General features: G+C 66.5%; 17 protein-coding genes and 1 pseudogene. 13 read left to right on the top strand and 5 right to left on the bottom strand.

Annotated features, from left to right (window positions below):
- The first annotated feature begins 2 nt into the window (after window positions 1-2).
- The 5 genes from shn_RS10385 to shn_RS10365 all read left to right on the top strand — a co-directional run bounded on the left by shn_RS10385 (window position 3) and on the right by shn_RS10365 (window position 5,426).
- A complete protein-coding gene (locus tag shn_RS10385; protein WP_064330334.1) occupies window positions 3-1,202 on the top strand; it encodes a beta-ketoacyl-ACP synthase in 1,200 nt (399 codons plus the stop codon).
- Window positions 1,203-1,211: 9 nt separating this feature from the next.
- The gene (locus shn_RS10380; RefSeq protein WP_064330333.1) at window positions 1,212-2,498 is read left to right on the top strand and encodes a beta-ketoacyl-ACP synthase; all 1,287 of its coding nucleotides are present in this window, start codon (window positions 1,212-1,214) and stop codon (window positions 2,496-2,498) included.
- 13 nt (window positions 2,499-2,511) lie between these two features.
- The gene (locus shn_RS10375; protein WP_064330332.1) at window positions 2,512-3,540 is read left to right on the top strand and encodes a zinc-binding dehydrogenase; all 1,029 of its coding nucleotides are present in this window, start codon (window positions 2,512-2,514) and stop codon (window positions 3,538-3,540) included.
- A gap of 10 nt (window positions 3,541-3,550) precedes the next feature.
- Window positions 3,551-4,480: a lipid A biosynthesis lauroyl acyltransferase gene (locus shn_RS10370; RefSeq protein ID WP_064330331.1), complete on the top strand. Its 930-nt coding sequence runs from the start codon at window positions 3,551-3,553 to the stop codon at window positions 4,478-4,480.
- Window positions 4,481-4,802: 322 nt separating this feature from the next.
- Window positions 4,803-5,426 carry a PAS domain-containing protein gene (locus shn_RS10365; protein WP_084437910.1) on the top strand — a complete coding sequence of 208 codons (624 nt, stop codon included), beginning with the start codon at window positions 4,803-4,805 and terminating at the stop codon, window positions 5,424-5,426.
- Between the two features lie 4 nt (window positions 5,427-5,430).
- Here shn_RS10365 and shn_RS10360 read toward each other — a convergent pair whose 3' ends face one another.
- Window positions 5,431-5,913, bottom strand: coding sequence for a hemerythrin domain-containing protein (locus shn_RS10360; protein WP_064330329.1), 483 nt, complete (start codon window positions 5,911-5,913; stop codon window positions 5,431-5,433).
- Between the two features lie 210 nt (window positions 5,914-6,123).
- Between shn_RS10360 and ccoN the strand changes: the two genes are divergently transcribed.
- From ccoN to ccoP, 4 genes are read left to right on the top strand one after another with little or no spacing between them, the layout of a single operon-like run.
- Window positions 6,124-7,746 (top strand): cytochrome-c oxidase, cbb3-type subunit I, encoded by a 1,623-nt coding sequence (gene ccoN, locus shn_RS10355; RefSeq protein ID WP_064330328.1) that lies wholly within the window; start codon window positions 6,124-6,126, stop codon window positions 7,744-7,746.
- A gap of 10 nt (window positions 7,747-7,756) precedes the next feature.
- Window positions 7,757-8,488 carry a cytochrome-c oxidase, cbb3-type subunit II gene (gene ccoO, locus shn_RS10350; protein ID WP_064330327.1) on the top strand — a complete coding sequence of 244 codons (732 nt, stop codon included), beginning with the start codon at window positions 7,757-7,759 and terminating at the stop codon, window positions 8,486-8,488.
- Window positions 8,489-8,499: 11 nt separating this feature from the next.
- Window positions 8,500-8,652: a CcoQ/FixQ family Cbb3-type cytochrome c oxidase assembly chaperone gene (locus shn_RS10345; RefSeq protein WP_064330326.1), complete on the top strand. Its 153-nt coding sequence runs from the start codon at window positions 8,500-8,502 to the stop codon at window positions 8,650-8,652.
- A 2-nt stretch (window positions 8,653-8,654) separates the two neighbouring features.
- Entirely contained in the window at window positions 8,655-9,518 is an 864-nt protein-coding gene (gene ccoP / locus shn_RS10340; RefSeq protein WP_064330325.1) for a cytochrome-c oxidase, cbb3-type subunit III, read from the top strand.
- Window positions 9,519-9,597: 79 nt separating this feature from the next.
- On the opposite strand, the gene shn_RS10335 is transcribed toward ccoP, so the two are convergent.
- The 4 genes from shn_RS10335 to shn_RS10320 all read right to left on the bottom strand — a co-directional run bounded on the left by shn_RS10335 (window position 9,598) and on the right by shn_RS10320 (window position 12,043).
- Window positions 9,598-10,335, bottom strand: coding sequence for a GGDEF domain-containing protein (locus shn_RS10335; RefSeq protein WP_064330324.1), 738 nt, complete (start codon window positions 10,333-10,335; stop codon window positions 9,598-9,600).
- Between the two features lie 118 nt (window positions 10,336-10,453).
- Window positions 10,454-10,810 (bottom strand): VOC family protein, encoded by a 357-nt coding sequence (locus shn_RS10330; RefSeq protein ID WP_064330323.1) that lies wholly within the window; start codon window positions 10,808-10,810, stop codon window positions 10,454-10,456.
- Window positions 10,807-11,223, bottom strand: coding sequence for a hypothetical protein (locus tag shn_RS10325; RefSeq protein ID WP_064330322.1), 417 nt, complete (start codon window positions 11,221-11,223; stop codon window positions 10,807-10,809). Before shn_RS10325 ends, shn_RS10330 begins: the two co-directional genes overlap by 4 nt.
- Before the next feature lie 64 nt (window positions 11,224-11,287).
- Window positions 11,288-12,043, bottom strand: a complete 756-nt coding sequence (locus shn_RS10320; protein ID WP_064330321.1) for an AraC family transcriptional regulator — start codon at window positions 12,041-12,043, stop codon at window positions 11,288-11,290.
- 121 nt (window positions 12,044-12,164) lie between these two features.
- Between shn_RS10320 and ccoG the strand changes: the two genes are divergently transcribed.
- The 4 genes and pseudogenes from ccoG to ccoS all read left to right on the top strand — a co-directional run bounded on the left by ccoG (window position 12,165) and on the right by ccoS (window position 16,669).
- Entirely contained in the window at window positions 12,165-13,736 is a 1,572-nt protein-coding gene (gene ccoG, locus shn_RS10315; RefSeq protein WP_064332529.1) for a cytochrome c oxidase accessory protein CcoG, read from the top strand.
- Window positions 13,733-14,233, top strand: a complete 501-nt coding sequence (locus shn_RS10310; protein WP_371328594.1) for a FixH family protein — start codon at window positions 13,733-13,735, stop codon at window positions 14,231-14,233. Before ccoG ends, shn_RS10310 begins: the two co-directional genes overlap by 4 nt.
- Window positions 14,230-16,517: pseudogene (locus shn_RS10305) on the top strand (copper-translocating P-type ATPase). The gene shn_RS10310 and the pseudogene shn_RS10305 overlap by 4 nt, the downstream one beginning before the upstream one ends.
- Entirely contained in the window at window positions 16,514-16,669 is a 156-nt protein-coding gene (ccoS, locus tag shn_RS10300; protein ID WP_064330319.1) for a cbb3-type cytochrome oxidase assembly protein CcoS, read from the top strand. Before shn_RS10305 ends, ccoS begins: the two are co-directional and overlap by 4 nt.
- Window positions 16,670-16,777: the final 108 nt, after the last annotated feature.

Below are 16,777 nucleotides of genomic sequence, written 5' to 3'. Positions count from 1 at the left end.
GCATGGCGAAGGCGAACAACGATGTGGTGATCACCGGCGTCGGCATCGTCACCTGTCAGGGTGTCGGCGCGGCGGCGCATGTGGAAATCCTTGGCGGCGCGCGCGCGCCGGCGCTGAAGATCGAGACGGAGCGCTTCGCGCCCTATCCGGTGCACCCGATGCCTGACATTGACTGGAACCAGCAGATCCCCAAGCGCGGCGACCAGCGCCAGATGGAGAACTGGCAGCGCCTCGGCGTGTTCACCGCCGGCCTCGCGCTCGACGATGCCGGCTTCAAGGACGACGCGGAGGCCTGCGGCACGATGGACATGATCGTGGCGGCCGGCGGCGGCGAGCGCGATATCGCGGTCGATTCGCTGATCGTCGACGAGGGCCTGAAGCGCAACGACCGCGAGCGCCTGCTCAACGAGAAGCTGACCACCGAGCTGCGGCCCACGCTATTCCTCGCGCAGCTTTCCAACCTGCTCGCCGGCAATATCTCCATCGTGCACAAGGTCACCGGCTCCTCCCGCACCTTCATGGGCGAGGAGGCGGCCGGCATTTCCGCCATCGAGACTGCCTTCCACCGCATCCGCTCCGGCCAGTCGACGCACACGCTCGTCGGCAGCGCGCTGGTGGCCGAGCGGCAGGATGTCATCCTGCTTTACGAAGCGATCGGCGCGCATGCGACGGGCGGCTGGACGCCGCTCTGGTCGCGCGACGAGAAGGCCGGCGGCGGCATCGTCACCGGCACGGCTGCGGCCTTCCTCGTGCTGGAATCGCGCGCCCATGCCGAAGCGCGGGGCGCACGCATCTACGCGACCATCGACGCCATCGGCGGCGACCGCGGCCCGCGGGACGAGGGTCGGCTGGAAGCCCGCCTCGAACGGCTGGCCGACGGCGCTGCGGCCGGTGCCGGGACCGTCGTCTTCTCGGGCGCGTCCGGCCAGCATGGCGTGACGGCGCGCGAAAAAGCCTGGCTCGACACGCGTTTTTCCGGCAGTCCGGTGCGCGGCTTCAGCGCGGTCACCGGCCAGGCGCTGGAAGCGCAGTTCCCGCTCGGCCTTGCCATCGCCGCCCTGACGCTCGGCGCGGACGTCAAGGTCGCGCCGTTCGATACGACGGCCGAGGCCGCGATGACCGCAGCGGCGAAAAGCGCCGTGGTCACCACGGTCGGCCATGCGCGCGGCGAAGGCGTCGCAATCCTTTCCGCAGAGAAGTAGGAGCCGGCCATGACGAAAGCCGCTTACAGGGATCATCTCGGCCGCCCGATCGTCGCCGTCACGGGCATGGGCGTCATCACCTCGCTGGGGCAGGGCCTCAAGGACAACTGGACCGCGCTCGTCGGCGGCGTGTCGGGCATCCACGGCATCACGCGCTTTCCGGTCGACGGGCTGAACACCCGCATTTCCGGCACGGTCGATTTCATCGAGCTGCCCGTCGAGAACCCGGTCGAGCGCTCCTATGCCTATGCCCGCGAGACGGCGGACGAGGCACTGGCGCAAGCCGGCCTTTCCGGGGATTTCGGCGGTCCGCTCTTCCTTGCCGCCCCGCCGATCGAGCCTGACTGGCGCGACCGCTTCGCGCTCGCCGACCGTGCCCCGCCGTCGCAGCGTCCGGGCGATGCCTATGACCGCTTCCTCGCGGTGCTGCGTGAAAAGGCCGAACCCGCTCTGCACGAAGCCTGGGCCTTCGGCGCGATCTCCGAACGCCTCGCCGACCGTTTCGGCACCCGCGGACTGCCCGTCACGCTGTCGACCGCCTGCGCCTCCGGCGCGACGGCCATCCAGCTCGGCGTCGAGGCGATCCGCCAGGGCCGCACCGACCGCGCGCTCACCATCGGCACCGATGGCTCGGTGACGGCGGAGGCGCTGATCCGCTTCGCGCTGCTCTCCGCGCTCTCGACCCAGAACGACCCGCCGACCAAGGCCTCCAAGCCGTTCAGCAAGGATCGCGACGGCTTCGTCATCGCCGAAGGCGCGGCGACGCTGGTGCTGGAATCGCTCGAATCCGCCGTCGCCCGCGGCGCGAAGGTGCTCGGCATCCTCAAGGGCTGCGGCGAGAAGGCCGATCATTTCCACCGCACCCGCTCCTCGCCGGATGGCGGCCCCGCCATCGCGACGATCCGCGCGGCGCTCGAAGATGCCGGCATCGACGAGAGCGGCATCGGCTATATCAACGCCCACGGCACCTCGACGCCGGAAAACGACAAGATGGAATATCTCTCCATGTCGACCGTCTTCGGCGACACGCTGGCGAACATCCCGGTCTCCTCCAACAAGTCGATGATCGGCCACACGCTGACGGCGGCCGGCGCGGTCGAGGCCGTGTTCTCCATCCAGACCATGCTGACCGGCACCCTGCCGCCGACGATCAACTACACGAACCCCGACCCGGCCATCGTGCTCGACGTCGTGCCGAACGTGAAGCGCGATGCGCGCGTTTCCGCGGTTCTCTCCAACTCCTTCGGCTTCGGCGGCCAGAACGCCAGCCTCGTCATGACGGCCGAACCCGCCTGATAGGAATTTTGCCATGCGCGCCCTCCAGCTTCTCGACGACCGCAAGCTCGAACTGACCGATATCCCCGAGCCGGAGGCGCCCGGCCCCGGCGAAGTGACGCTGCGGGTCAAGGCCGTCGCGCTCAACCATATCGACGTCTGGGGCTGGCGCGGCATGGCCTTCGCCAAGCGCAAGATGCCGCTCGTCATCGGCGCGGAAGCGGCCGGCGTCGTCGAAACGCTCGGTCCGGGCGTCTCGAATGTCCTGCCCGGCCAACTCGTCTCGATCTACGGCGCGCGCACCTGCGGCCTCTGCAAGCCCTGCCGCGAAGGCCGCGACAATCTCTGCGAACATGTCGGCGGCGTGCACGGTTTCCATCTCGACGGCTTTGCGCAGGAGAAGGTCAACCTTCCCGCCCGCCTGCTCGTGCAGGCCCCGCCCGGCGTCGATGCGGTCGGTGCGGCGCTCGCTCCCGTCACCTTCGGCACGGTCGAGCACATGCTGTTCGACAATGCGAAACTCGAATCCGGCGAGACGATCCTCGTCCATGCCGGCGGCTCCGGCATCGGCACGGCGGCGATCCAGCTTGCCAAGAAGATCGGCTGCACCGTCATCACCACCGTCGGCTCGAACGACAAGATCGAGAAGGCCAAGGCGCTCGGCGCCGACCACGTCATCAACTACCGCGAGGACCGCTTCGAGGGCGTCGTGCGCAAGCTGACCAGGAAGAAGGGCGTCGACGTCGTCTTCGAACATGTCGGCAAGGACACCTGGGCGGGCTCCATGCTCTGCATGAAGCGCGGCGGGCGGCTCGTCACCTGCGGCTCCACCTCCGGCGTTTCCACCGACATGAACCTGATGATGCTGTTCCAGCAGCAATTGAAGCTCTTCGGTTCCTTCGGCTGCCGCATGGAGAACATGGCGAATGCCATGCAGAAGATGGCGCGGGGCCTCGTCCACCCGGTCATCGATACCGAAGTGACCTTCGACGGCATCGCGACGGCCCTGGAGCGCATGGAATCGCGCCAGATCTTCGGCAAGATCGTCCTGAAGCTGGATTGATGCCGTGCGGATGATCGTCACACGCCTCGTCCTGGCGCTCAGGAAGTTCAAGCAATGGCTGGTGGCGCAGTTCGTCTTCGGCCTGCTCAGCCTCCTGAAGCTCCTGCCGGCGGACGGTGCGATCAACTTCGCCGATCGCGCGGCGCGCTGGATCGGCCCGAAGACGCGCCGCCACACGCTGACGCTCACCAATCTCAGGAATGCCTTTCCGGAAAAGACCGAGGCGGAGATCGCGGCGATCGCGCTCGATGCCTGGGGCAATATGGGCCGGCTTGCGGCCGAATATGTCTTTCTCGACCGTCTGTTCGACTTCGATCCCGCGCGCACGGCGCCTGGCCGCATCGAGGTCTCCGGCATTCCGCTCTTCGTGGACCTGCGCGACAATCCGCGGCCCTTCATCGTCTTCACCGCCCATACCGGCAATTTCGAGCTGCTGCCGGTTGCCGGCGCGTCCTTTGGCCTCGATGTGACGGTGCTCTTCCGTCCGCCGAACAACCCCTACGTCGCCGACAAGGTTTTCGAGTTCCGCCGCGCACGCATGGGCGACCTCGTGCCCTCCCATGCCGGTTCGTCCTTCACGCTTGCCCGCAAGCTGGAGGCAGGCGGTCCGGTCGGCGTGCTGGTCGACCAGAAGTTCAACAAGGGCCTGCACACGACATTCTTCGGCCGGAAGGTGCAGACCAACCCGCTGCTCGCCAAGCTGGTGCGCCAGTTCGATTGCGAGGTCTATCCCGCCCGCTGCATCCGCCTGCCCGGCAACCGCTACCGCCTGGAGCTGGAGCCGGCGATGGACATCCCCCGCAAGGAGAACGGCGCCGTCGACGTCGATGCGACCGCGCAGATGCTGAACGACAAGGTCGAGCAATGGGTGCGCGAATATCCCGGCCAGTGGCTCTGGTATCACGACCGGTGGAATATCAAGCGCGGCCTTATTACTTGACTGCTTACGATCGTTTCTTTCCACCTCAATTTTGAATACGTTCAGTTTCCCGGAATATGCGACTTTAGGCTAATTTGGGGTTTGACATCCTTCCGTACGCTGTTACCATTTTGCTAATGTAAGTGCTTTCGACAGCATATTTCGGGAGGAGAGGGTCAAAGCTTTATCTCGTTTCTGAACATTTCAAATAGTGTAGTGGTGCAATTGCTGTAGATTTCAGCAATTCGGGGAGCATGAATTGAAAGCTCTTGTAGAGTTGTTCTGGTTTAAGTATTCACAACTCCAGCATGCCGTGAGGGCCGGGAACGAAAGGCTCGTTTCCATGCTGGACAGGGAAATCGAGCCGGCCCTGGCGGCCGTGCTGCGGAAGGAGGCGAGCGACGCTTCCGAACTTCGTTCCCAGTTCCAATTCGTGGTGGACCTGCTTCGGGAAGAGGCGGATGACAAGGCCTGCGTGCTCCGGCAGGCGCATCATTTCAAGCTGCTGCTGGATCGGTATTTCGGGACCGAGGAGGCCGCCGCGCCCTTCCGGATCGACATGCCGGGGGCCGGGCGTCCCGCCATCACGCCGCGTGTGGCGGAGGACGGGCTGCTCAACGAGGCGATCCTCGACAGCCTTCCCGACCGCGTCGCCGTCATCACGACGGATTACCGCTATCTCTATTCCAACCCGCTCAATGCCGAACGCTTCAGCGAGAAGCCCATAGACCTCGTCGGCCGGCACATCGTGGAGTTCATCGGCGTGCAGCGATTCGAGAGCCGCGTGAAGCGCAATCTCGACCATTGCTTCGCCGGCGACGTGGTGGAATACGACTATGTGTCCCCGCGCCGCGGCCAGGCGATCACGCGCTGCCGCATGACGCCCTGCCTGTCGGCGGCCGGAAACGTGCTCGGCGCCATTCTGGTCCTGCAGGAAACGGCGCAGCAGGGGCCGCTCGCCGCCTGATCCGTCAGGAGGTGAGGCCGGTGCCGCGCAGCATGAACTGCTGTTCGAAGGCGATATGGCGCCGGATCGATTCGAAGAAGCCGCGGAGCATGTAGCCCGCGGCTTCCGCGTTCACCGTGCCGTCGCCGCTGCCGAGCCGGGTCAGCGTGTCGGTCAGCTCCTCCGCAAAGCATTCGTCCTCGACATGCTCGAACTTCAGCCGGGCGATGGAATCGATGAGTTCCCGGTCGCCGGAGGCCATGCGCTCCAGCAGGGGGAAGACGGTTTCCTCTTCATAGCGATGGATGCCGTTGACCAGCGGAATCAGCGACTTGGCCGCGTACATGCATTTCTGCCGGTTGACGTTTGCCGGCAGGCTGTCGGCGATGTCCTCCAGCGCCGAGCAGAGCGTCAGTTGTGCGTCATGGGCCTTCTTCAACCAGTCCAGCGAAACGGCGTCCGTCGGGCGATCGGAAAGCAGCCGGGCGATCCCTGTATAATCCGTCATGTCCTGTTCCCTCGGTTCGGGAGTGCCGCGAGCGTTTCGACGCGCGGCTGCGTCAACCTGTCCCTTGATGCCGCCGGCAACCGCGCTTCGCCTTGATCCAAGTCAAGGATGCTTCCGGCCGCATCTGCGAAGGCTCAAGTCGAGCGCAAGGGCCGATTCCGCGAGGGAACCGGCCGTTGCGGGAAATTGACGAGTTGGGGGATGCCAACGATGAAATATGTAACGGAAATGATCGTCCTGGCCGTGGGGGCGTTCATCGCGCTGCTCGGCGCGGCGTTTGCCCAGGACAGGCTCTTCGAGGCCCATATGTGGGTCCTCTTCTTCGTGCTGCTCGCCAGCACGCTCTTCATGGTCCGGCGCATCTCCTTCGCGCCGGCCGTCGCGACCGGATCATCGCAGGATGACGAAGGATACTTCGACGAGGTCGTCAAGTACGGCGTCATCGCGACGGTGTTCTGGGGCGTCGTCGGCTTCCTGGTCGGCGTCGTCGTGGCGCTCCAACTGGCCTTCCCCGATCTCAACATCGAGCCCTGGCTCAATTTCGGCCGCACGCGTCCGCTGCACACCTCGGCGGTGATCTTCGCCTTCGGCGGCAACGCGCTGATCGCGACCTCCTTCTACGTCGTGCAGCGCACCTCGCGCGCCCGTCTCTTCGGCGGCAATCTCGGCTGGTTCGTGTTCTGGGGCTACCAGCTCTTCATCGTCATGGCCGCCACCGGCTACCTGCTCGGCATCACGCAGAGCCGGGAATATGCCGAGCCGGAATGGTATGTCGATATCTGGCTCACCATCGTCTGGGTCGCCTATCTGATCGCCTTCCTCGGCACGATCATGACGCGCAAGGAGCCGCACATCTACGTGGCGAACTGGTTCTTCCTGTCGTTCATCGTCACGATCGCCATGCTGCACGTCGTCAACAACCTGGCCGTCCCGGTCTCGTTCCTCGGCGTGAAGAGCTATTCGGCCTTCTCCGGCGTGCAGGATGCGCTGACGCAGTGGTGGTACGGCCACAACGCCGTGGGCTTCTTCCTGACGGCCGGCTTCCTCGGCATGATGTACTACTTCATCCCGAAGCAGGTGAACCGTCCGGTCTATTCCTACCGCCTGTCGATCATCCACTTCTGGGCCCTGATCTTCATGTATATCTGGGCCGGCCCGCACCACCTGCACTATACGGCGCTGCCCGACTGGGCGCAGACGCTCGGCATGGTCTTCTCGATCATGCTCTGGATGCCCTCGTGGGGCGGCATGATCAACGGCCTGATGACGCTCTCGGGCGCCTGGGACAAGATCCGCACCGACCCGATCGTGCGCATGATGGTCATGGCCGTCGCCTTCTACGGCATGGCGACCTTCGAAGGCCCGATGATGTCGATCAAGTCGGTCAACTCGCTCAGCCACTATACGGACTGGACCATCGGCCATGTGCATTCGGGCGCGCTCGGCTGGAACGGCCTCATCACCTTCGGCGCGATCTACTTCCTCGTCCCGAAGCTGTGGAACCGCGAGCGGCTCTATTCGATCCGCATGGTCAACTGGCACTTCTGGCTCGCCACCCTCGGCATCGTCGTCTACGCCGCCGTCATGTGGGTCGCCGGCATCCAGCAGGGCCTGATGTGGCGCGAATACGACGAGCAGGGCTTCCTGGTCTATTCGTTCGCCGAAACGATCGCCGCCATGTTCCCGTACTACGTGCTGCGCGCCGTCGGCGGTGGGCTGTTCCTCCTGGGGGCGCTCATCATGGCCTACAACGTGACCATGACAATCCTCGGCTACCAGCGCGACGAGGCCCCGATCCCGGGCGCCGCGCCGAAGCTGCAGCCGGCCGAATAGGAGGGACCCGATGTCCATTCTTGACAAACACGCGATCCTCGAGCGCAACGCGACGCTTCTGCTCGTCGGCTCGCTCTTCGTTGTCACCATCGGCGGCATCGTCGAGATCGCCCCGCTGTTCTACCTGGAGAACACCATCGAGAAGGTGGAGGGCATGCGGCCTTATTCGCCGCTGGAGCTCGCCGGCCGCGACATCTACATCCGCGAGGGCTGCTATACCTGTCACAGCCAGATGATCCGGCCGTTCCGCGACGAGGTGGAGCGCTACGGGCATTATTCGCTGGCGGCGGAATCGATGTACGACCATCCGTTCCAGTGGGGCTCCAAGCGCACCGGCCCGGACCTTGCCCGCGTGGGTGACCGCTATTCGAACGAATGGCACGTCCAGCACCTGATCGAGCCGCGCTCGGTCGTGCCGGAATCGGTGATGCCGAGCTATTCCTTCCTCAAGGAAACGCCATTGGAGGTGCGGAACGTCTCGATGCACCTGTCGGCCAACCGCGCCGTCGGCGTGCCCTATACGGACGAGATGCTCGAAAACGCCGAGGCCGACCTCAAGGCGCAGGCCGACCCGAATGCCGATACGTCCGGCATCGAGGCCCGCTACCCGAAGGCCAAGCTCGGCGATTTCGACGGCGACCCGGCAAAGCTCACCGAAATGGATGCGCTCGTCGCCTATCTGCAGATGCTCGGCACGCTGGTGGACTTCTCCACCTATGACGACGCCGCCGGTTACCGCTGAGGAGGACGCCCATGGAAACCTATACCGCCATGCGGCACTTCGCCGACAGTTGGGGACTGCTCGCCATGACGCTGTTCTTCCTCGCCGTCGTCGTCTTCACCCTTCGCCCCGGCGCCCGCAAGGCGGCCGAACGGGCCGCTGAAATCCCTCTCAAGGAGGACTGATCATGGCCGAGAAACACATTGACGAAATCTCGGGCGTCGAAACCACCGGCCACGAATGGGACGGCATCCGCGAACTGAACAACCCGATGCCGCGCTGGTGGGTCTGGACGTTCTACGCCACGATCGTCTGGGCGGTCGGTTACACGATCGCCTTTCCGGCCTGGCCGCTGATCTCCGATGCGACGACCGGCATGCTCGGCTGGTCGAGCCGCGCCAATGTCGCCGTCGAGCTGGCCGAGGCCAAGCAGGCGCAGGCCGGCTTCGTCGACCGCATCGCCAAATCCTCCCTGCAGGAGATCATGGCCGACCCGCAGCTCTCGCAGTTCGCGATCGCCGGCGGCGCCTCGGCCTTCAAGGTCAACTGCGCCCAGTGCCACGGTTCGGGCGCGGCCGGTGCGGCGGGCTTCCCCAACCTCAACGACGACGACTGGGTCTGGGGCGGCACGGTGGACGACATCTACCACACGATCGCCCACGGCATCCGCCATGCCGGCGACGACGAGACCCGCATCTCGGACATGCCGGCCTATGGCGATATCCTCCAGCCGGAGGAGATCAAGCAGGTCGCGGCCTATGTGGTCAGCCTGACGGGCACGCCGTCGAATGCCGGCCTCGTCGAGCCCGGCAAGCAGATCTTCGCCGACAACTGCGCCGCCTGCCACGGCGATGACGCCAGGGGCAACCGCGAGATGGGCGCCCCGAACCTTGCCGACGCCATCTGGCTGAAGGGCGAGGGCGAGGCCGCCATCGCCCAGCAGGTCCGTTCGCCGAAGCACGGCGTCATGCCCGCCTGGCTTCCCCGCCTCGGCGATCCGGCCGTCAAGCAGCTTGCCGTCTTCGTGCATTCGCTGGGCGGCGGCGAGTAGCGCCGGACCTCTCAAACGACGAAGGCCGCGGAAACCGCGGCCTTTTCTTTTTCGGGCAATCCGGCTGGCGGCATGGCGCTCAGGCGACGACCGTGTTCCGGCCCATCGATTTCGCACGGTAGAGGTTGCGGTCGGCGGCCGCGAGCGCCTCGACGGGATCGAAGCGCGGCGCGCAATGGAAGACGCCGATGCTGATGCCGAGCGCGATCCGCACGCCCGACGGCGCGTGGAGGTTGATCGCCTCCACCGCCTCGCGGATCGTCTGGGAATGGTCGAGCATGTGCGCCGGCGAGGCCTCGTCGAGGAAGACGGCGAACTCCTCGCCGCCGAGCCGGCCGACAAGGTCGTTCCTGCCCGTAAGGTCGTGCAGCACCGCCCCGACGAGGCGCAGTGCCTCGTCGCCGGCGGCATGGCCGAAACGGTCGTTGACGGACTTGAAGTGATCGAGGTCGAGGAAGAGCAGGCCACCGGAACGGCCGCCGCGGCTGTGGGCCTGGAGCTCGGCCATGAAGGTCGCGCGGTTGAGCACGCCCGTCAGCGCGTCGCGCTGCGCCTGGTGCTTGAGGCGGGCATAGGCTTGCGCAAGGTCGTCCTTGGCACAGGCGAGGGCGGCATTGGCGGCGCGCAGCCGGTCCGCCTGGTAGAAATGCAGGATCGAGACCGGAATGGAGATGGCGACCGGGCAGACGATGGTCATGACGAGGCCGGCGCCGGCCACTTCGCCGCCCATGAGCGGCACGAGGGCGAAGCTGATGGCGAGGGATGCCAGTGTCGAGAGACCGCCGACCGCCAATGCCTTGCCGAGGATTTTGTACATGGAAAAAGCCTGCGTCCGTTTTGATCGCAGGCCCTGACTAGGAGCGTCTTATTGAAAAAGCCTGAATTCGTTCGGTAAAAGGCGCCCGGCCGTTCACATTGACGTTACGGCAGGCACATCAGCGGTCGGACCAGACCGCCAGCTCGTAGCCGTCGGGGTCCGCGAACTGGAAGCGCCGGCCGCCGGGAAAGTCGAAGATCGGCTTGACGATCGTCCCGCCGGCCGCCGTCACCCGCTCCAGCACCTCTTCCAGCGCATCGGCAAAGAGGATGACGAGCGGGCCGCCCTTGGCGTTGACCGGGGCGAGCGTCGTGAAGCCGCCGGTGAGGCGGCCGTCCTGGAACTCGCAGTATTGCGGGCCGTAATCGGTGAAGGTCCAGCCGAAGGCGCCGCCGTAGAAGGCCTTGCTCGCCGCGATGTCCGCGACGTTGAACTCGATGTAGTCGATCTTGCGATCCGCGCCCCTGGTGCTCATTCCTGCACGTCCTTGTCTTCCATCAGCCCCGCCAGCGTCTCGAGGTCCTGCGCTATATGCGCCGCATCCCGCTCGAAGGCTTCGTCGTCCATATCCGGTTGCCGCAGCAACAGGAACATCACCTCCGCGCCGTCGCCGTTCGGCGCGATGCGCAGCGCATTGTCCACCACGCGCCCGTCCGGCAGCGTCACCCGGTGGTCGACGACGCCGAAATCGTTGGGCGGGGCGAAGCGCACGCGCACATTGCCGATCGGCCCGCCATCGGCGATCCAGTCCTCTCCGTCGCGCGTCAGCCCGGCGGCAAGGCCCGAGGCCCAGAGCGGCATGTTTTCCGGTCGGGCGGCAAAAGCGTGGACCGCGCGCCAGTCGCGCCGGATGGTGCGGTGGATGATACGGGCGGGCAGGGTGGTCATCGGCTTTCTCCATTCGGTGCCACGATACGCGGTCCCGCGTCGAAGTCTTGAACAAAACGGACAGTCAGCCGCGCATCTGCCGCCGGATCTCGCCGGGCGTCAGGCTGGTCAGCGCCAGCACCTCCCGGTTCATGTGCGCCTGGTCGGCAAAGCCCGCCTCGGCGGCAAGGCCGGCGAGGGAGGCCGCGGGGCTTGCGATCCGGCCGAGCAGGTCCTGCAGCCGGAGGATGCGGGCCAGCGTCTTCGGCCCGTAGCCGAACTCGGCGATGCTGATGCGCCGCAGCGTGCGCGTCGTCACGCCGATCTCGGCGGCGATGGCGTCCGGCGGCCGGCTTGCGCCGAGCGCATGCAGGGCCGCGGCGTCGGGCCGCAGGGCAGGCAGCTCTGCCATCCCGGCCGCGAAAAGCGCCTGAAGAAGCCGCAGCCTTTGCCGCGGGCCGGAAGCTGCAAGCAGGCGATCGTGGTGGGCGCTCAGCCCGTGCGCGCGGATATCGGCGAGAGGCACGACCTTGCCGGTCAGCGCGTCGAGGTCGCAGCGCAGCAGGTGGCGCGCGATGCCGGGGCGCAGGCGCAGCCCGAGGATCGTCTCGCCCGGCCGGAGCCTTGGAAAGGCGGCCGTGCGGTCCGGCCCGGCAATGAGGAAACCGGCTTCCGTCCACAGCAGGTCGACGCAGCCATCCGGCACCACGGCGATGCGCGGGGCGGGCGGGCCTTCCGGCGCATGGTGCATCCAGCTACAGCGTATGACGGCCGAGAGCGCGCCGGCCGCGGCATATTCGCGGTAGTCGCCGTAGCGCTTCGCCAGGATGGTCTCCGTCATCGTGTCCTCTCCGTGCGGCAACCCGCCACGCCCTGCCATATCCAAAACTTGACGTAGATCAACGATGGAGGCCGTCGTTGGCGTCATTGTGCCGGCACAACGACAGGTGCGGCCGGCAAACATGCAGCAGAATACCACGACGATCTACAATTCCATCGAGCGCCATGAGGCGGAACCCGTCAATTCGGCGAAGGTTCGCAAGCCGCTCTATGAAAAACGCAAGAAGATCTTCCCCAAGCGGGCGGAAGGTCGCTTCCGGCAGTTCAAGTGGCTGGTGATGCTGATCACGCTCGGCATCTACTACCTGACGCCGTGGATCCGCTGGGACCGGGGGCCGCATGCGCCGGACCAGGCCGTGCTCATCGACCTTGCCGGGCGCCGCTTCTATTTCTTCTTCATCGAGATCTGGCCGCAGGAATTCTTTTTCGTCGCCGGGCTGCTCGTCATGGCTGGCTTCGGGCTCTTCCTCGTCACCTCGGCCGTCGGGCGCGCCTGGTGCGGCTATGCCTGTCCGCAGACCGTCTGGGTCGATCTCTTCCTCGTCGTGGAACGGGCGATCGAGGGCGACCGCAATGCGCGCATGAAGCTCGATGCCGGGCCGTGGACGCTGGGCAAGGTCTGGAAGCGTGTCAGCAAGCACGCCGTCTGGCTGGTGATCGCGGTGGCGACGGGCGGCGCCTGGATCTTCTATTTTGCCGACGCGCCGACGCTGCTCGTCAATTTCGCGACGCTCAAGGCGCCGCCGGTCGCCTACATCACCGTCGCCATCCTGACCGCGACCACCTACATCTTCGGCGGGCTGATGCGCGAGCAGGTCTGCACCTATATGTGCCCCTGGCCGCGCATCCAGGCGGCGATGCTCGACGAGAGCTCGCTGGTCGTCACCTACAACGACTGGCGCGGCGAGCCGCGCACCCGCCATGCCAAGAAGGCGATCGCCGCCGGCGAGAGCGTCGGCGACTGCGTCGACTGCAATGCCTGCGTCGTCGTCTGTCCCATGGGCATCGACATCCGCGACGGCCAGCAGCTCGAATGCATCACCTGCGCGCTGTGCATCGATGCCTGCGATAACGTGATGGACAAGATCGGCAAGGAGCGCGGCCTCATCGCCTATGCCACGCTGTCGGACTATTCGGCCAACATGGCGCTCGCCACGGCGGGCGGCACCGTGCCGGTCGATCCGAAGCGCGTGCGCGGTGCCGATGGCGCCTTCGACGGCAAGATCCGGCATTTCGACTGGCGCATCATCTTCCGCCCGCGCACGCTGCTCTATTTCGGCGTCTGGTCGCTGGCGGGCCTGGCGCTGCTCTTCGCGCTCCTCTCGCGCGACCGGCTGGACCTCAACGTCATCCACGACCGCAATCCGCAGTTCGTCGTCGAATCGGACGGCTCGGTCCGCAACGGCTATGCGGTGAAGCTGCTCAACATGATTCCCGAGCCGCGCGTCATCACCGTGTCGATCGAGGGCATGCCCGGCGCAACGATGAAGATCGCCGGCCATGACAGCGCCGACGGCCGCAGCGTCGACGTGCCGGCCGATCCGGACAAGGTGACGGCGCTGCGTGTTTTCGTCACCCTGCCGAAGGATCGGCTTGCAGAAGCGGCCGAAGGCTTCCAGATTGTCGCGGAAGACCGGCAGGGCCACGAGCGCGACGTCTATTCCGCCAATTTCAACACGCCGGGAGCAAAGTGATGGCCATGGAACGCAAGGAACAGGGATTCGTCTTCACCGGCTGGCACATGGCGGGCGTCATGGTGCTGTTCTTCGGCACGATCATCACGGTCAACCTGATCATGGCCTGGAATGCCTCGAACAGTTGGAGCGGCCTCGTCGTGCCCAACACCTATGTCGCCAGCCAGCAGTTCAACGGCAAGGTGGCGCAGGCGCGGGCGCTCGCGGCCAGCGGCATCGAGGGCGACCTCACCGTGAAGGAAGGCCGCATCGCCTACCGCGTCACCGATGCGAAGGGCGCCCCCCTTGTCGCCGACGACGTTTCGGCGGTCTTCAAGCGGCCCGTCGACGAGCGCAAGGATTTCACGGTCGCGCTCGAGCCGGCGGGCGAGGGGCTGTTCGTGGCGGACCGGCCGGTGCCGGCCGGCCAGTGGATCGTCGATATCAGCACGAAGCGCGACGGCGAGAAGGTCTTCCACCAGACCGTGCGGACAGTCGTTGCGGGAGGGGCGAAATGAGCTGCTGCGCACCCGGCACGGAAGGCGCCGTCGAGGCGCAGCGCGTGGCACTGCCCTCCTCGGAGGAGCTGATGCTGGCGAGCCGCCCGGTCGGCGAGGGCCTGCGCCAGAGCGATCTCAGCGTGCCGGGCGTCTATTGCGGCACCTGCATCACCACCGTCGAAGGCGCGCTGAACGCGCTGCCGGCCGTGGAGCGGGCGCGCGTCAACCTCTCCACCCGCCGCGTTTCGGTGGTCTGGAAGGAGGAGGTCGCGGGCCGGCGCACCGATCCGCAGGAGATCGCCGCCGCCATCCGCGCCACGGGCTATGACACGCATCTCTTCTCGCTGGCGGCGGAAGGCGACGACCGGCTGCGCAACCAGTTGATCCGCGCCGTCGCCGTCTCGGGATTTGCGGCGACGAACATCATGCTGCTCTCGGTCTCCGTCTGGTCGGGTGCCGAGGCCGCGACGCGCGACCTCTTCCACTGGATCTCCGCGCTGATCGCCGGCCCGACGCTGATCTATGCCGGGCGCTTCTTCTACCAGTCGGCCTGGAATGCGCTGCGCCACGGCCGCACCAACATGGACGTGCCCATCGCGCTCGCCATCACGCTCTCCTATGTCGTCTCGCTCTGGGAAACGCTGCACAGCGCCGAGCACGCCTGGTTCGACGCCACGGTGAGCCTGCTCTTCTTCCTGCTCATCGGCCGCACGCTCGACCACGTCATGCGCGACCGCGCCCGCTCGGCCATCACCGGCCTTGCCCGCCTTTCGCCGCGCGGGGCGATGGTCATCCGGCCGGACGGCAGCCGCGACTACCGGCCCGTCGAGGAGATCGCCGTCGGCGAACACCTTTCCATCGCCGCCGGCGAGCGCATCCCGGTCGATTGCCGCGTGCTTTCGGGCGCAAGCGACATCGACCGATCGATCGTCAACGGCGAGAGCGATCCCTTCGCCGCCGTGCCGGGCACGCGGCTGGAAGCGGGCGCGATGAACCTCACCGGTTCGCTCACCGTCGAGGCCGTCGCTACGGCGCGCGATTCGTTCCTGTCGGAGGTCATCGGCCTCATGGAGGCCGCCGAGGGGGAAGGGCGCGCTATCGCCGCATCGCCGACCGCGCCGCGCAGATCTATTCGCCGGCCGTGCACCTGCTGGCGCTCGCCTCCTTCCTCGGCTGGGGTTTTTACGACGGCGACTGGAAGCATGCCATGCTCGTCGCCATCGCGGTGCTGATCATCACCTGCCCCTGCGCGCTCGGCCTTGCCGTGCCGGTGGTGCAGGTGGTGGCCGCGGGGCGCCTGTTTGCCGGCGGCGTGATGGTCAAGGACGGTTCGGCCATGGAGCGCCTTGCCGAGATCGACACCGCCGTCTTCGACAAGACCGGCACCCTGACGCTCGGCAAGCCGCGCCTCGTCGATCGGGAAAGGCTCAACCGCACCCATCTCGCGCTGGCCGCGGCGCTCGCCGCCCATTCGCGCCACCCGCTGTCGATGGCACTGGCGGGCGCCTGGCCGGGGCCGCTGCCGCTTGTCGAAAGCGTGACGGAAGTGGCCGGCGGCGGCCTTGAGGCCGAGACGCCCCAGGGCCTCTATCGCCTCGGCAACCGCGCCTTCGCCGGCGGCAGCGCCGCGGCCGGGGAAGAGGAGCACGGGCTCTCCGAGGTCGTGCTGTCGCGCGATGGCAAGGTGCTGGAAACCTTCCGTTTCGAGGATACCCTGCGGGCCGGGGCAGGCGAGGCCGTCGCCACGTTGAAGCGCGCGCATATCGCGATGGCGATCCTTTCCGGCGACCGCGCCCCCGCGGTCGCCCGCATTGCCGGCCTGCTCGGCATTGCCCGTTGGCGTGCGGCGCTGTCGCCGCGTGAGAAGACGGAAGCGGTCGCCGAACGGGCGGCCACCGGCCATCGCGTGCTGATGGTCGGCGACGGCATCAACGATGCGCCGGCGCTCGCCGCCGCCCACGTCTCCATCGCCCCGGCGACGGCGGCGGATGTCGGCCGGCAGGCGGCGGACTTCGTCTTCCTGCACGAGAGCCTGGAGGCCGTGCCCTTCGCGCATGAGACCGCCTGCCGTGCCGGCCGGCTCATCCGGCAGAATTTCGCGCTCGCCATCGGCTACAATGTCATTGCCGTGCCGATCGCCATCCTCGGCCACGCGACGCCGCTGATCGCCGCCATCGCCATGTCGACCTCGTCGATCATCGTCGTGGTGAACTCGCTGCGCCTGCGCGGGCAGATGCCGGCCTTCGCCGCGCGGGCGGCGGACGAGGCCCGTCCGGCCGATGTCCTGGTGCGCGCGGCATGAACACGCTGATCTTCCTCATCCCCATCGCGCTCTTCCTCGGCGGGCTCGGGCTCGCCGCCTTCCTCTGGTCTTTGAAGAGCGGGCAGTATGACGATGTCGAGGGCGCCGCCTGGCGTGTCCTCGACGATGGCGACGACAAGCCGCAGCGCTGACGGCGCGCGGATATGGGGTCATAGAAACCATGCAAGTGGCGGTGAAAATCCCGCCGAAGCCAAACAATCCCTTGTCGTAAATCGATTTGAATGCCAAAACACCACCGC

It is taken from the genome of Shinella sp. HZN7 (assembly GCF_001652565.1).
GTDB lineage: Bacteria > Pseudomonadota > Alphaproteobacteria > Rhizobiales > Rhizobiaceae > Shinella > Shinella granuli.
This window is presented reverse-complemented; position numbering and strand designations above follow the sequence as displayed.